The 15,360-nt window shown below is 57.3% G+C and carries 10 protein-coding genes and 1 pseudogene; 2 read left to right on the forward strand and 9 right to left on the reverse strand.

The window, feature by feature from the left end; translation table 11 throughout:
• Positions 1 to 877, forward strand: an 877-nt coding sequence (locus tag VI25_RS18065; protein WP_055562712.1) for a DUF2911 domain-containing protein, incomplete at its 5' end; no start/stop codon positions are given.
• A 116-nt stretch (positions 878 to 993) separates the two neighbouring features.
• Here VI25_RS18065 and VI25_RS18070 read toward each other — a convergent pair.
• The 7 genes and pseudogenes from VI25_RS18070 to mnmA all read right to left on the reverse strand — a co-directional run bounded on the left by VI25_RS18070 (position 994) and on the right by mnmA (position 12,713).
• The gene (locus VI25_RS18070; protein WP_052695382.1) at positions 994 to 3,543 is read right to left on the reverse strand and encodes a carboxypeptidase-like regulatory domain-containing protein; all 2,550 of its coding nucleotides are present in this window, start codon (positions 3,541 to 3,543) and stop codon (positions 994 to 996) included.
• 10 nt (positions 3,544 to 3,553) lie between these two features.
• A pseudogene (rpe, locus tag VI25_RS18075) lies at positions 3,554 to 4,230 on the reverse strand (ribulose-phosphate 3-epimerase).
• A 212-nt stretch (positions 4,231 to 4,442) separates the two neighbouring features.
• Complete coding sequence (locus VI25_RS18080; protein ID WP_045689523.1) at positions 4,443 to 4,754, reverse strand: hypothetical protein; 312 nt, start codon at positions 4,752 to 4,754, stop codon at positions 4,443 to 4,445.
• 215 nt (positions 4,755 to 4,969) lie between these two features.
• Positions 4,970 to 8,524 carry a PAS domain-containing protein gene (locus VI25_RS18085; protein WP_052695383.1) on the reverse strand — a complete coding sequence of 1,185 codons (3,555 nt, stop codon included), beginning with the start codon at positions 8,522 to 8,524 and terminating at the stop codon, positions 4,970 to 4,972.
• A gap of 169 nt (positions 8,525 to 8,693) precedes the next feature.
• On the reverse strand, positions 8,694 to 10,277 hold the full coding sequence (locus tag VI25_RS18090) for a S8 family serine peptidase (RefSeq protein WP_045689524.1): 1,584 nt from the start codon (positions 10,275 to 10,277) through the stop codon (positions 8,694 to 8,696).
• Positions 10,278 to 10,673: 396 nt separating this feature from the next.
• Positions 10,674 to 11,423 carry a hypothetical protein gene (locus VI25_RS18095; RefSeq protein WP_045689525.1) on the reverse strand — a complete coding sequence of 250 codons (750 nt, stop codon included), beginning with the start codon at positions 11,421 to 11,423 and terminating at the stop codon, positions 10,674 to 10,676.
• 141 nt (positions 11,424 to 11,564) lie between these two features.
• Positions 11,565 to 12,713: a tRNA 2-thiouridine(34) synthase MnmA gene (mnmA, locus tag VI25_RS18100; RefSeq protein WP_072144853.1), complete on the reverse strand. Its 1,149-nt coding sequence runs from the start codon at positions 12,711 to 12,713 to the stop codon at positions 11,565 to 11,567.
• Positions 12,714 to 12,984: 271 nt separating this feature from the next.
• On the opposite strand from mnmA, the gene VI25_RS18105 reads away from it, so the two are divergent.
• Positions 12,985 to 13,608 carry a hypothetical protein gene (locus VI25_RS18105; protein WP_045689527.1) on the forward strand — a complete coding sequence of 208 codons (624 nt, stop codon included), beginning with the start codon at positions 12,985 to 12,987 and terminating at the stop codon, positions 13,606 to 13,608.
• Between the two features lie 11 nt (positions 13,609 to 13,619).
• Here VI25_RS18105 and VI25_RS18110 read toward each other — a convergent pair whose 3' ends face one another.
• Positions 13,620 to 14,459, reverse strand: coding sequence for a maleylpyruvate isomerase N-terminal domain-containing protein (locus VI25_RS18110; protein ID WP_045689528.1), 840 nt, complete (start codon positions 14,457 to 14,459; stop codon positions 13,620 to 13,622).
• A 57-nt stretch (positions 14,460 to 14,516) separates the two neighbouring features.
• Positions 14,517 to 15,179, reverse strand: coding sequence for a tRNA (guanosine(46)-N7)-methyltransferase TrmB (gene trmB, locus VI25_RS18115; protein ID WP_045689540.1), 663 nt, complete (start codon positions 15,177 to 15,179; stop codon positions 14,517 to 14,519).
• Positions 15,180 to 15,360: the final 181 nt, after the last annotated feature.

Raw genomic sequence — 15,360 nt, forward strand, 5'->3', positions numbered from 1 at the left:
CGCCGCCCCCGTGCAGCCGGCTAGCCCCGGCGCGGGGGTACCCACGGCGCCCGCGTCCATGGCTAGTGCTCAGCCCGTTCAGCTGCCTCTACCCCAAGCAAGCCCCCACGCGGTGGTTACCCAAACGATAGGGTTGACGGAGGTAACGGTAGATTACCACGCCCCTGCCGTACGCAACCGTACCGTATGGGGTGGCTTGGTGCCCTACGACCAATTATGGCGGGCCGGCGCGAATGAGAACACCCTAATTCGCTTTTCAACTCCAGTGGTATTACACGGGCAAATGATTCCGGGCGGGCAGTACTCCTTCTACGTGTTTCCCCACGCCGATAAGGAATGGGAACTGGTGCTAAACCGCGTCATCAACCACTGGGGCACCGAGAACTACGACCCTAAGGCCGACGTCATTCGCATTCCAGTAATGGCCGAGACGGCCCCATTTCACGAAACCTTGCTCTACTGGTTTTCCGAAATAAAGCCCACGGGAGCCCACTTAAACCTGACGTGGGAAAAGCGCACGTTGGTGCTACCCATCGAAACTGAAGTGCACAAGCAGGTTATCAGCGGCATTGAGCAGATACTGCAGCAGAAGCCCGGCGACTGGCAGCTTCTTGCCCAGGCCGCCGATTACATGGTGCAAAACAATATCCAGCCCGAGCGCGCCCTCACGCTCATCAACGAGTCGCTGAAGCTACAGGATGCCGCCACCAACAACTGGATTAAGGCGTGCTTGCTGGCGCAGCAGCAAGATTTCGGGACGGCTGTGGTGTATGCTCGCAAAGCTATTAAGCTGGTAGATAAGGAAGATTCGACCGTAAAGAACCAGCTCCCTACCATGCGCATCGCCCTCACGGAGTGGCAGGCGAAGGCCTATTAACACGACCATTACCTCCCAACGACAGCAGGGAGCTGCCGCCGCGTTTGCCAGATGGCTGCACTGCGGTAGCTCCCCGCTGTTCTATTCTACCCTGCCTATCCTATTGAGTGGCCGCCCTAGAACCGGGCAATAACGCGCAGATTCACGACCCGGCGCGAGAGGAAATTGGGGATGGCGTAGATGCGACCATTCAAATCCTGTAGGTAGCTATAGCCCGCTACATTATCGGCACCGAGGATGTTGAGAATCTCGAGGCTGGCCCACAAGCTTTGCAGTTGCATTGCTTTACCACCGAGCTGTGGCGCGGTCGTCCGTAAACTCAGCACTTTGGAAAAGCCCATATCTACTCGCTTATAGCTGCGGGTGAGCTTGTCAGTTCCGCGCAAATCAAGCAGGCCGGGTGGGCTAAAGGGCAGGCCCGTGCCGAATACCAAGTTCACGTAGCCTTTCACGGAGGGGTTGCCCGGCAGATTATCCTGAAAAAAGACGCCTAAGTTAAGGCGCTGGTCAGAAGGCCGCCGCAAATAGCCTTTGGGCACCCGACCCGTACTATTGCCGTTCGCGTCGTAGGTAGTGATGGAGTCGCCATCAATGTTTTCGCGGGTAGTGAGTATTCCGAGGCTAAACCAAGACTCAATTCCCTTCACAAATTCTCCGCTTACCCGGGCGTCAAGACCCGCGGCGTAGGCTTTGGCGTTGTTCTGAGCAAAGTACCGCAGCCGGACGTTGTCGATATCGTAGGGTACTACGTCGGTGAGGTACTTGTAGTAGGCTTCGCCCGTGAAGCGAAACGGCCGCCCCCACTGGGTAAAGCGCCGCTCGTTGCCCACAATAAAGTGCAAGGACCGTTGGGCCTTCAGGTCGAGGTTGAGTTGTCCCTGCTGGCGCTGGGGCGGGCCAATCTGGGCCCGCAACTCCCGGTAGAACGGGGGCTGATAGTACACGCCTGCGGCCGCCTTCCAGGATACGCGCGGATTGCGCCGGGATGTGAAGGCGTATTGCACGCGCGGACTCACGGTGGTCTGTCCATTCACCGTCCAGTAGTTTACCCGGGCACCGTAGGTAAGGGTGCGCAAAGAATCCAGGGCGTAGGTGTGCTGCACATAGCCCTGGTAGCGGCTGCTTTCCAGGGTTAGGTCAGACTGCAGGCGCGTGCGCCGGGCCGCGGGCACAAAGTCGGCCGAGTCCACGAAGCTATACTCATTCAGCTCATCCACTATTCTCTCCCGTCCGGCCTTGAGGCCCCAGCGCACCGTGTGGGCCGTGCCCGGCGTCCAAGTGCCGCGTGTTTCGAGGGTCGCAATCCGGGCTGTAAGGTAGTTCCGCGAGTGGTCAAAGCGGGAACCAATGTCGCGTTGCCGCACGGCTTGGTTGAAATCCGGATCATCCGGGTCGGTATTGATTTCCCCGAGACGGTAGGCGGCTTCCACATCGCGGTACTCAAACTCCCGCGAGTACAGCAGCCCCGCTAGCAGTTCCGCTTGCAAATTGGAGCGAAAGTTATGACGCAGGCTGAGCCCACCCTGATAGGTGTCGTACTGCATCCGTTCCCGGCCGCCGTAGCTAATAAACAGGCGCGTAAACTGGTTGGTGTTCGTGCTGAACGTGCTTTGGCCACTTTCCGGGTTAAAGCGGTAGTCGTTGTGGGCGAAGGTAGTTAGCAACCCCAGCGAGGTTTTGTTTTCGTCGCCTTTCGGTCCCAGGGCGGCCTTTATATAGGATTGACCGTCGTAGAAAGTAGGGTTGTAGCCCCCTTGCTGCTGCTGTAAGGAGTTGAGAACGTAGGTGGCATTCTTGTACCGTACGCCCGCCAAGTAGCTGATGCGCTTGTTCGGTGAAGTTGCCTCTACGTGCACCGAGCCGCCCACCAAACTAGCCGTTACGGATGCCCCAAACCTAGTCGGTTCCTTGTACTCTATACTCAGCACCGAGGACAGCTTGTCGCCGTACTTGGGTTGCCAGCCTCCAGTAGAAAACTCTACCCGGTTTACTAAATCGGGGTTGATGAAGCTGAGGCCTTCCTGCGCCGCGGCCGTAACCAAGAACGGCCGGTACACTTCGAAGCCGTTCACGTACACCAGATTTTCCTCGTAATTGCCCCCGCGCACGGAGTAGGTACTGCTCAGCTCGTTGTTGCTCACTACCCCTGGCAGCGTTTTGAGCACGGCATTAAAGTCGCCGAAGGGCGAAGGAATTTCCTTGGCCGTGCGCGGGTCCAGCGGAATAATGCTGACTTGCTCACGCGTATCTGTTTCAGTGGACCGCCCACGCACCGTCACGTTGCCCAGCGCCCGCGAGTCTTCCGCCAGCGTGAGGGTAAGCTCCAGTGGATTCGAGAGATTCAAGGTGATGCGCTGGGTTTGATACCCCAAACGGCGCACCACCAGCACGGGTGGGTTTCCCCCTGCAGGAGATATCACGCCCAAGGTAAAGCGGCCCTGACTGTCGGTAGTAGCCCCCCCGCCGGGTTGCCCCTCCACTCCCACACTTACTTGCTCCAAGGGCTGCCCCGCGGCGTCGCGAATGATACCCTTGAGCAGCACGCGGCTATTTTGCTGGGCTACCCCGGCGGGAGCCACCAGCACAAGGAGTGCACCGACTCCCGTTACTGGTCTTAGCGCTAACCGTAGCACAAGTGCCGAACGAGACAGGAAAGGGTGTGGCATGCAAGTACGCTTAATCTTCGGAGCCTACTATCGTTTCCAGCTCGCGGCGCATAGTAGCCAGGGTAGCCACGGGGTCGGGCGAGTTAAAGACAAACGACCCAGCTACCAGCGCATCTGCCCCGGCCTCCACCAAAGCGGCGGCGTTATCCATGGTCACGCCCCCGTCAATTTCAATCAGGCTGCCGAGCCACTATCCACCAGCAGCTCTTTGAGGGCAGCTACTTTGCGTAGCGTGTTCGGAATAAACGACTGCCCTCCGAAGCCGGGGTTCACGGACATAATCAGCACTAGGTCCAAGTCGGCAGCCACATCTTCTAGCACCCAAATGGGCGTATGCGGATTCAGGGCCACGCCGGCCCGGCATCCGAGCTGCTTGATTTGCTGAATAACGCGGTGTAAATGCGTACATGCCTCGTAGTGCACGGTAATGTTGGCAGCACCAGCGTCGCGAAAGGCACTAAGGTAGTGCTGAGGCTCCTCAATCATGAGGTGCACATCAATGGGTTGCTGGGCGTGGCGTTGCACGGCCTGCAGCACGGGTAGGCCAAACGAAATATTGGGCACGAAGCGGCCGTCCATCACGTCGAAGTGCAGCCAATCGGCGGCACTGTCGGCTAGGCGTTCCAATTCAGATTGCAGATTGCCAAAATCGGCCGCGAGCAAAGAAGGCGCCAGCAGCGGAGCCATACGACGGGTAGAGTTCATACCACGAAAGTAGCAGTTTGGCGTGAGGTGCACATAAACAAGCCGAGCGGATGTAGCCAAGAAACGACGTGGCTAGTTGCTACTCTAGTTGAGACTTACTAAGCGCTATAAAAACAACGAGGCGCCCGAACCAATAGTGTTCAGGCGCCTCTGTTTCTACAAACCAATATGGACGAGGCAACAGCCGCAGGCTATTAGCTGGGTTTTTCCCACGCGCGCCAATCAAGTTTGCCGTCTTCCGTTTTGCGCAGGAATACCGTCTGATCATCGTCCTGACGCTTACCAAACGTAACGTCGCCGCGGCAGTCCAGGCATTTAAGCGAGGTGTATTTAAATTTATCCTGCGCTACCCGGGCCGTGAGGTCCAGATTATCGGAGCCACAGAGGCCACACTTGGGCACATCGGGGAAACTCAGCCGGTCGTATTCGGCAACCACTTCGTGGAAATTGGCGCCTTGCACCGTGAAGTGAAACTGTCGGCGCCCGATGCGCTTGGAGACCATCATTTGTAACATCTTGAAAAAGAATTGGGAGTAAGAAAAACAGCGTTTCCGCTGTCAGAATCAACAAAGACGAACGACGAATAATTGCGCTTTGACTAATTAAATTTGCAACAATCTAACCAAAATAGCAAACACAAGAACTGAACTTACTTCCCAAAACCGCCCCATCTACAGCCTGTAGGCTACTTAGCGTCGGCATTTCACTGGCTATGAGGCAGCTATTGACTAGTAGCGGTGGCCGTTACCTGCAAGAGTAAGCGGTACAAGTCATCTTCCTCAAAAGGCTTGGTCAGACACGCGTTCATTCCGGCCGCCAAATACGCTTCCTGGTCCGCGTCAAAGGCGTTTGCGGTAAGCGCAATTAGCGGAACGGAGGCGCGGGCAGCATCTGGGTGCTGCCGGACGGCACGGGTCACATCTACCCCACTCAGCCCCGGCATCTGAATGTCGAGTAGCGCGGCATCGTAGGACTTGGTTTCCAACTGGGCAAGCGCCTCCGTGCCCGTACCCACGGCATACACTAGCACGCCCCGCTGCTCCAGCAGCACCGTCGTAATCCATTGGTTTACCACATTATCTTCTGCCAGCAGCACCCGCAACCCTTCCAAGCCCTCGTAGTTAATAGGCACCGGAACAGCCGCCTCTGTGGTAGCATGTACCCGAGGCAAGGTAAGGGTAAAGGAAAAGGTAGTGCCTTCGCCCGGCGTGCTGCACAGCAGCAGCGAACCGCCCATGTGATGCACTAGTTGCTCACTGATGGCAAGCCCCAATCCCGTTCCGCCAAAACGATAACTAGTTGCCGCACTAGCCTGCGTAAAGGCATCAAAAATGCGTTCCTGGTGCTCCGGCTCAATGCCAATGCCAGTGTCTTGCACCCAAAACCGCACCGTCAGGGACTCAGCCACATCGGCCAGTACGCTTGCCCCGAGTTGAACGCTACCCTGGGTAGTAAACTTCAACGCGTTGCTAAGCAAATTCAACAGGACTTGATGCAAGCGGTAGGCATCGCCCAGCACACGGGGCATTGCCGCAGTGGGTGGCTCTACCAGCAGCGTCAAGCCTTTCTGGGTAGCCAAGGCTGCTACCGTTTGCCCGGCACTTTGCAAAGCCATTACCAAGTCAAACTCAGCCTGATCAATTTGTAAGTGGTGGGTAGTGATTTTGGCCATATCCAGCACATCGTTCACCAGGGCCAACAGGTGCTGCCCCGCCTGCTGCATGGTGGTCAGGTATTCCTGCTGCTGCGAGGTAAGCGTTGTTTTCTCCAGGAGCACGGCCATCCCCAACACGCCATTGAGAGGAGTTCGGATTTCGTGGCTCATGCGGGACAAAAAGGATTCCTTAGCGTGAGCGTTGGCCTCGGCCTCCTGCTTAGCTTGAAGTAAAGCTCTTTCAGCGCGGATACCCTGAGTTACATCGTAGCCGGAGGCGACCACGTAAGGCGCGGCGTCTGCTTCCCGTACTTGATACGTGTAGTAATGGAGGTAGCGCCTCTCCCCAGTCGACGTCATAATGGTCATCAGGCGGGGTTCCGTAGTGGGCTGATTTGTACTAGCCAGGTAGTCGGCTACGGCAGACTGGTGTTCGGGCGGAATGGCTTCGCGAATGTTGCGGCCAATGAGGCGGGCAGCGGGCAGGTTCAACAACCGTTCAATGGCGGGGTTCACCGTCAGCAGGGTACCCTCCAGATCGTGGGTGCAAATCAGCGCCTGGGAATAGCGTACTAAGTCGTGGTACTGTTTTTCCCGTTGCTCGAGGGCAAGGCGCGCCAGCTTTAGGTTGGTGATATCAGTACTTACCGTGAGTATTCCCGGGCTGCCATCGGCCGAGGCCATGGGACACATATACACCTGCAAGTGGCACGGCTCGCCTCGGCTCATGGTAAGCGACATCTCCGTTTTCAGCGGGCGGCTGGTAGCCATCACTTGTTTGTTCAACACCCGAATCTGCCAAAGCTCCTCTTGCACGGCAATGCTCTGCTCCTCCGTGGGTTGCCAGTGCTGCTTACTCCGTGACGCCAGCGCATCAAAGGCAGCATTACGAAACACCACTTGTCCGTTGGCATCCTTCACGTACACCACATCGGGCAGGGCGTCCACAATAAGCCGGACAAACGTTTGTTGCTCCCGCAGTTGCCTTTCTACCTGGCGCTGGCCTTCCTCTGCCGCGTAGCGCGCCGTAATATCAATACCGGAGCCTACTACTAGCTGCAAGGCACCACTCGCATCAAAAATGGGACGGAAGTTGCGTAAAATGTGCTTAACCCCTTTAGGCCCCGTCAACGTCTCCTCCCACGACACATCAGTCTTGGTGCGCACGGCCGACTCGAAGTGTTCTTGGCGCTGATCCGCCAAGGACATAGGCCGCCGCCGGGCCGCCATGTACTCATAATTGGTTTTGCCAATTACCTGTTGCCGGATGGAAGGATCAGAAATAGAGGATGGATTGACGAATAGGAAGCGGTGCTCGGCATCAAACACGGCAATATCAACAGGTAGCAGATTCAGAATTGCCTCGTAGAACTGCTGCTGCTGCGCCATTTGCTGCTCAGTACGCTTACGCTCCGTAATATCAATTCCTGAGCTAATTAGCAGTTGTGAGGACCCATCTGGGCCCACTGCGGAACTCAAACGACGCAGAAAAAAGCGCTGCTCCTGGCCCTTTTCTATTGTCTCCTCCCAAGTCATTTCCGACTTTCCACTCAGCACTTCCCGGAAGGCACGGCGGCGTTGCTGGGCAATGGCGGCGGGGCGCTGCCGGTGCTGGCACGACTCCTCATTTGTTTTGCCAATCATCCAGCGCCGGATTTCCGGGTCGGGCTCCACGGAGGGATTTACGAACAGATAGCGTGAGTCAGCATCAATAACCGCTACGGCAATGGGTACTTGCTCCAGAATAGTTTCGTAGAACTTGCGCTGCTCAACTACTTGCTGCTCGGCTTGCCGACGAGCTGTAATGTCGGTGAAGTACAGCACGGCACACTCCTCATTGGGCACGGCCATAGCCGTCAGGAGATAGTACTGGCCCTGCACGTCTAGTTCTGCCTGTATGGGGTCCGCCATCGTCAGCGCCTGTTGTACGAGCGCAGTGAGCTGTTGCTGGGCATGGCCTTGCGCATCAGCTGCCAGTGCTTGTAGCAGCGGCGCAGCCGCGGGGTTTGCATACAGCAGCTCTCCCGCGGCCGTCAGCCGCAGAATAGGACTGGGGCTTTGCTTGGGGATGTACGAAATCGTCCGCAACTGCGCGTCGCGCTGATGGCGTTCCGTCACGTCGCGGTAGCAGATAAGACGACCCGCTTGCACCTTATCCAACACTAAATAGTCTAGCTCTACCACCCGGCCATTAGCCAGCCGAAACTCTTCGCTGAGAACCGTCTCCCCCGCCGCATGGATGGCCTGGGCGCGCGCACCAAATTCCTCCGGGTTTTGAAAAGCCTGGTCAATAGCAATTGTATTGGCCGGGATGGGAGGATAGGTCTCGGCAATAGGCACCTCAGGGGGCAAGCTGAACAGCTCGCGGAAGTAGCTATTTACTAGCTGAATTGTACCCTCATGATCGACCAAGAGCAATCCTACCCGCATATTTTCCACCAGCGCCGATAACTGCTGCTGACAAAACTGGCTGTGCGTGGCGTTTTTGGCAATCTGCTGTTCCAGTGCTGCAATGCGTGCTTCAGCGGCGGCCAATGCTTCTTCCGCCTGCTGGCGGCGGCTCCGCTCCACTTCTACTTGGGCAGCCCAGGCATCGGGTGAGGATGACGGTGTTGGAGTCATAGCCTGTAGGATGGTCGTAAGCAATTCACTAGATATCGAAACCACCTTCGGTAAGGGTGGCTCTAACCAAATAACGTAGTTTCACCGTACTTGGTCGCATTCTGTTCCCCGCTGCAGTTGTTGAGCGGGTAGTAAGTTCACTGCCAAGCTGCGTGGTAGAGGCTATATTCTATAGCTTTACGAAGCGAAGGGTACGCTGTTCTTTTCCTGTACTCACTGTGCAGGTATACACCCCTTTGGTGAGCACGCCCGGATGCAAGCGCACCTCCGCCGCCGTAGTTGCCGCTACCTGCTGCTCCGTAACCAAGGCCCCACGGGCATCGAAGATGCGCACGCGAAGGGCTCTGGCTTGAAACGCAGGCGCCAGCTGCAAGTACAGTTCATCATCTTTCGCCGGATTGGGATAAATAATCAATTCCTGCCGGCCAGCAGGTGCCCCCGCCGCTAAAGGAGTGCCTGGGTTAGCCAGGTTATACGCCCGCACGAAGCTAGGAATGCCATAGCCCACTTGGTCGTCGGGAGTAGTTGCGCGGGTTCCGGAGCGTTGTAAGTAGCCGAGCACTTGCTGGGCGGTAAGCGTAGGATTGGCCTGCCAGAAGCCCGCCGCCATACCCGCCAGCACCGGACACGAAAAGGAAGTACCACTACCACGCGTAGCAGCCCCCGAGGGACTGATAATGGCCGTTTGTAGCCCCATTGCCGACAAGTTCGGCTTGATACGCCCATCGGCCGTGGGACCCATTGAGCTAAAGTAAGCGCGATTCAGCAGGGAGTCGACCGCACCAACGGTTAGGATAGAGTCGGCGTCGGCGGGGGCTGTAATGTAGCGCCAGGTATTCCTGCCCTCGTTGCCAGCGCTGTTTACAACCAGCATCCCTACGCGGGCCGCCACGGTAGCAGCCCGCGTAGAAAGGGCCGTGCGCCCGTTCAGGTCGTTGTAGGTATAGTCGACAGAAGGATAATCAAAGGTATTGTACCCTAGCGAGGAACTAATAATATCGACGCCTGCGGAGTCGGCGTATTCAGCGGCCACCAGCCAGTTGGCTTCCTCTACCGGATGCTCCGAGTAAATATCTTCCGTAACGAAAAGACGGTAGGTAGCTTGGGGCGCCGTGCCAATGTAAAAACCAGGCGAGTTAGCGGCCATGGTAGAAAGGCAGTTGGTACCGTGGCTGTTTCGCCCGTACACTGCATTGTTTTTTTCTACCACGTTAAACGTACTGGCCAGCCGCTGCTCCTGAAACAACGGCGCAAAGGCGGCCGCGGTATTCACTCCCGTAAAGCCGGCATCAAATACGGCAATCTGCATGCCTTCGCCTCGGTAGCCCGCATCGTGCATAGCTACTGCGCCAATCATGTTGGCCTGGGTGTAGGCCGGCCCATACTGCGCGCGGGTTCCCCGCTGCTCAGCCGGCAGTTGTTCGCCAACCTCGCGTTTGCGAGAACCCGGAAGCCCACGGTTAAGCGTTTTGGCCGTACGCACGCACGGCAAAGCCTGCAACTGCAGCAGCGTGGCCGAATCACAGGCTACTATAGCGGCGTTGAACCAACGCGAGGTGTACCAGAGTTGTGCACCAGCCACCGCCTTCACCTGCTGCACGTAGCTGGGGTTGACCGGCAAATCGCGGGGTTGCACGGCAATATTCTGGCGCTGACGGCGCTGAACAGCCCGCGCCGAAAGGAAGGCTAGCGGCTGCGTTGTGCTATAGGGCGAACCCGCCTTATCACGAAAGTAGACAAGGTGCTTGCGCATGGTGCCCGTAGTTTGCGTGGGGGCAACTGGCGTATTATGCGAGACAGGTGCTGCGGACGGAGTTGGCTCCGAGTTCGTCCACAATCCCGCAAGTAACAATAGGTGGGAGAGTTGCATTCAGATCAGAAAGTAGCGTACCGGAAGATACGAAGTAAAAGCCGGCTGGGCTTTTATACCTAGTTTATTTGCTATCCTAGAGAGGCAAATCTGGCTATAGAGAGGGTCGAATCTTAGCGCACTATATTGGTCCTTGGTCCTATAATAGAGCGCTGTCACTTGCAGAATCTGGCAACAGAGTGGGTATGGGAGTTGTTCACTATTGAACCGCTACCCTGCCCCAGCTGGCAGCAACTGTGCAATCCGCCTCCGTAGAATCCTACGGGCAACAATATGGCGTTATTTGCCAGATTCCACTAGCACCTCCCACCGCGACCGACCACTGTTAGGCCGGCTAGCATTTGGTATGCACCCCGGACTATTGTCGCAGAATGCGAAGTCCCGACGCACCCGGTACACCAGGCCCACCCCCTTGGCGTATACGGCACGGCGCACCGTAGCGTAGAAGAGGTTGACCTCGCCCCGGCCAAACAGGTTGCTGGTAGTTACCGTTTCGTTGTAGCTAAACTGGCGGCTCCCATTGCTGTAAGTGAAGGGCTGGTTTACGCGGTTATAGAAGCGGGTCTCGGCCGTAATCGAGTCTCGACTGTTGAAAGCATTCTGATTCCAGGTGCGCCCTTCCCGCACCGGGAACACCAGTTCCACCGTGCGCAGGTTGCTACGCTGCACTTGCAGGGCTTGGGCCGTGGGAGTTACTAAGAGCACACTATCAAAGCGCCAGGGCTCATTACGGGCGGCCCGGCGGTAGCGCACTACCTGGTAGGCCGGCAGGCCGGCCGCATCCGTTACCAGGGTAGAATCTTTTTCCTTGTACTGGTAGCGCTGGATAGTAGCCGTAAAATTGGAATAGGATGTATCGGCTACGTCATAAATGCGGTAGGCGCCCACGGCAAGGGGGTAATACTCGCGCCCTAACTCCGGACCCGCATCAGTAGTGTTTTCGCAGCTAGCAAGGGTTGCCGCCGTAACCGACAGCGCCAGCAGGGTCCGTAGCGTACGTTTCAACTCGAAGAAGTAAGGGTTGTGCATAAAGTATAAACTCGACCGGAAGATACGGCAAACGAAGGAGTGGGCGCACAAAAGAACGGCCCGGCACCTGCTTTCCACGTAGCAGATTGCCGAGCCGTTCAAAAATCGGGCCTATGCCCACGTTTGGGAGGTGCTTTCTAGTTATTCGGCAGCCAAGGCTACCTCCGCTGGTTCGGTTGCTTCACCAATGGTATGACGCTCAATCCAGCCACCGCCCAGCACATCTTGGCCGTCATAGAATACGGCAGCTTGCCCAGGCGTGACGGCGTGCACGGCCTGCTCAAAATACACGTAAATCTTGTCGCCCTTTTGCTCCAGAAACGCCGGAGAACCATCGTGGTTATAGCGAATCTTGGTAGTACTGGGCACAAGGCCTCGCCCTTCTAAAGAAGCAAACTTGCCCATATTGAGCTTGCCTACTACCGTTCGGGTACTGGCCAAGTCATCGAAATTGCCGAGCACCACCCGGTTCGTGTCGGGGTCAATAGCCGTGACGTAGGCCGGAAAGCCCAAAGCCACGCCCAAGCCTTTCCGCTGGCCAATGGTGTAGAAGGGGTAGCCTTCGTGTTTGCCTACCACCGTACCATCGCGCAGTACAAACTCACCACCGGCTACGCGCTCTTCCAGCCCCGGCACCCGGCGCCGCAGGAAACCACGGTAGTCGTTGTCGGGGATAAAGCAGATTTCGTAGCTCTCGGGCTTGTTCACAAGCTCGGTAAAGCCTCGCTCGCGGGCGAAATCGTAGATGGCCGTTTTGCGCAGTTGCCCCAGCGGAAACAGCGTGCGGCTCAGGCTCTCCTGGGTTACTCCCCACAGGGCATAGCTTTGGTCCTTGTTCTCATCTAGCCCCTTGCTGATGACGTAGCGGCCATTTTCCTGGCGTACTTGCGCGTAGTGGCCGGTAGCAATAAACTCGCACCCAAGCTGGTCGGCCCGGCGTAGTAGAGCATCCCACTTGATGTGCGTGTTGCACAATACGCAAGGGTTCGGCGTACGACCCGCCAAGTATTCCTCCGTAAAGTTGCTGATGACAAAGTCCCCGAACTCGTCGCGGATGTCAATGATGTAATGGGGAAAACCCAGCTCCACCGCAATCTGGCGGGCATCGTTGATACTATCGAGGGAACAGCAGCCCGTTTCCTTCTTGCTGCCGCCCGCCGAGGCGTAATCCCAGGTTTTCATGGTCATCCCAACCACTTCGTAGCCTTGCTCGTGCAGAAGCACGGCTGCTACGGAGCTGTCGATGCCGCCGCTCATAGCGACAAGCACCCGTCCTTTCGTTGTATTCATACGTGAATAAAATTGCGCCCGAAGCGTGAAAGGTTCCGGCCGAAGCAGCAAAGGTACGGGAATTGAAAAATAGAAGGTAGCAACCCAGCAAATAGGTGCCCTTCAGGAAGAAGTTAGAAACGCTGATGTACCTCTGCCCCGCCAACCGAGTCGTAGTAAATTGCCGAAAGCAGCCGCGCAACCAAAATTTCCCCGAATATTGCACCCGCTACGCCGGGCTACCATGGCCGGGCGGCGTCTTCTCTCCTGCTCATCTTTTAGTTTTGCCTCTATGGCCCTCATCATACCCGTCATGGTGCGTGGCATCAACAACCTATCCGACGCCCGCTATTGCGCGGGCATGGGAGCTGATTGCTTAACGTTCCGCCTCGACCCCTCCTGGCCCGACCACCTTACCCCAGATGCCGTGCGCGAGCTTAGCGGGTGGGTGTCGGGCGTACAGCTCATGGGGGAGTTTGATGGGCTGCCCATTGAAGAAATAAACGCGCTGGCTCAGGCCTGCGGGTTGCACGCGGTGCTCCTGCACCAGCGTCGCCCGGCCGAGGAACTGGCTCGCCTTACGGTGCCCGCCCTCAAGCTCATGCGCTGGATTCCGGATATGCTCCCCGAGGATGTAGACCTGCGCTTTCGGGAGCAGGCCTCGCTCTACCAAGGATTTGTGCTGGCGGCGGCGCCCGCCCAGTTGCCCAACTCGGCCGAGCTTACTCGTCTTACCGAGCAGGCTCGGACCTATCCTATTTGGCTGGGCGCGGGCTACGCCCCTACTAACATCCGCTACTTCGCGGAGAGCGTGCGGCCAGCAGGCATTGTACTCGACGGTGGCGACGAGATAAAGCCGGGCCTGCGCGATTTTGAGGAGATGGAAGCCGTATTCGAAGCCCTAGAATTGGATTAGCGTCTCCTCGCTTACGCCATGATGGCTAGCAAGGAGAACACGGGGTTAGTAAGACTTTCTGGCCCCTGGCAGGTAAGGTAGGCAGCGGCTTCGGCCGGGGGCAGGCTTTTAGTAAACAGCCGCCATGCTGCCGCTTCTGGTAGGTCAATGGTGGCCTGCACACTGCCCACGTATTCGCAGCCTACTTCCCAGCGGCTGGAGCTTCGGTGGAGAAACCACGTGCCGCCCGCCGGCCCACTTATGGTAAACTGCACCGTGGTGCCAGGCGCAGCCTCCACCGCCCGATAGTGGTGGGGTAGTGCGTGCACGCAAGTAGCAAGAAACGGATGGTACAGTGTGGGCAGCAGTAGCGCAGCTTCCTGCCCCATCGCTTGGCGGATTTGTTGCTGATGGTGCCATTTCTCCGTGTACTCCCGCGCTATATGAAAATGGTTGGTAGACTCAGCCTCGCCCGCCCAGGCTACTGCAAATTGGGCGGGCGAGGCCGGATCCAACGAATGCAGGAAGCTCGTGTAAGCAGGGCCGCTCACTTCCAGCAGCCATGCCAGTACGGCGGGACTAAGCCGTTGCCCTGCGGCTACCCAGGTTTGGTTCAGTGCGTTTAGGTACTCTACCACGTCGGCATAGGCGGACGTTGCGGGGCCCGGACCGCCAAAGTGCCCGTCGCGCAGCATGGACATACTGCGCAAATTACCATCCAGCAGGTGCAGGGCTACATCGCGCACCCGCCAGCCGGGCACCACCGTGGGCTGCTCCCACTCTGCTAGCGTTAGACGGCGCAACAGCTCCGACAGCAGCCGGTCAAGCTCCGCGAATAAGGGCAACGTGTTGGGCACTACGGCAGGTACCATACGCCAGGACGGTAGTAGAAGTGAAGAATGGGCCTACCACCGCGGCAGGCCCCCTACTCAGCTTAGTTGAAACTGCAGGTATTTGATAGGTACGCCCTGGGCCCGGTACTTGCTCTCGAAGTTGGTGACGATGTCCTCCGCGTGAGGCAGCAGGTCAGGCGTAGCGTATAAGTCTTTGGTGTGGGCCAGAATCGTAACTCCTGGGCGCGCTTGCACCGTTTCCAGGGAGTAGTCGAACAGCCCTTCATTATCGGTTTTTAGGTGCACGAGGCCACCCGGCCGGAGGAGTTGCTGGTACAGATCCAGAAAGCGTGGCGCGGTTAGACGGCGCTTAATATCTCGGTCGCGGGGCCTTGGGTCGGGAAACGTGATCCAAATTTCGTGAAGCTCACCCGGGGCAAAATGCGTCAGCAGATCGTGGGCGCGGGTTCGCACAAAGCCCACGTTGGTCAGGCCCAGTTCTTCGGCCCGCTGACTACCCCGCCAGATTCGGTCCCCTTTGATATCGAGCCCGAGGAAGTTGCGCTCGGGGTAACGAGCTGCTAACCCAACGGTGTACTCTCCCTTCCCACACCCTACTTCCAAGGTAATTGGGTTAGGGTTATGGAAGAAGTTCTCGTGCCAGTGCCCGCCCAGCTGTTGGTAATTGTCTTTGCCTGGCTCGACGATGTCATTGCGCCCAGCGTTGTCAGCAAAGCGCTTTAGTTTGATGCGACTCACGAAAAGTGAAATTGTGCGGTGATAAAGAGAGTTGTTTACTGGGCTAGCATGCGCATTAAGCTTGCCAGTGCATGCTAAGCACAGCACGTAGCGCACAATATCATGCAGTAAATCATCAGCAAAAGTACGGTACCCTCCCCACTATCTGCTAGTGCACCACCCGGGGTCAGGAGAAAGACCA

Source organism: Hymenobacter sp. AT01-02, assembly GCF_000961955.2.
GTDB classification, from domain to species: Bacteria; Bacteroidota; Bacteroidia; order Cytophagales; family Hymenobacteraceae; genus Hymenobacter; species Hymenobacter mucosus.

What these genes read in the sequence shown, in the direction of transcription:
- VI25_RS18110 (WP_045689528.1), bottom strand. Translation starts at nt 14,459, where the DNA reads ATGGTACCTGCCGTAGTGCCCAACACGTTGCCCTTATTCGCGGAGCTT.
- VI25_RS18095 (WP_045689525.1), bottom strand. Translation starts at nt 11,423, where the DNA reads ATGCACAACCCTTACTTCTTCGAGTTGAAACGTACGCTACGGACCCTG.
- VI25_RS18085 (WP_052695383.1), bottom strand. Translation starts at nt 8,524, where the DNA reads ATGACTCCAACACCGTCATCCTCACCCGATGCCTGGGCTGCCCAAGTA.
- VI25_RS18070 (WP_052695382.1), bottom strand. Translation starts at nt 3,543, where the DNA reads ATGCCACACCCTTTCCTGTCTCGTTCGGCACTTGTGCTACGGTTAGCG.
- mnmA (WP_072144853.1), bottom strand. Translation starts at nt 12,713, where the DNA reads ATGAATACAACGAAAGGACGGGTGCTTGTCGCTATGAGCGGCGGCATC.
- VI25_RS18090 (WP_045689524.1), bottom strand. Translation starts at nt 10,277, where the DNA reads ATGCGCAAGCACCTTGTCTACTTTCGTGATAAGGCGGGTTCGCCCTAT.
- VI25_RS18080 (WP_045689523.1), bottom strand. Translation starts at nt 4,754, where the DNA reads ATGATGGTCTCCAAGCGCATCGGGCGCCGACAGTTTCACTTCACGGTG.
- VI25_RS18105 (WP_045689527.1), top strand. Translation starts at nt 12,985, where the DNA reads ATGGCCCTCATCATACCCGTCATGGTGCGTGGCATCAACAACCTATCC.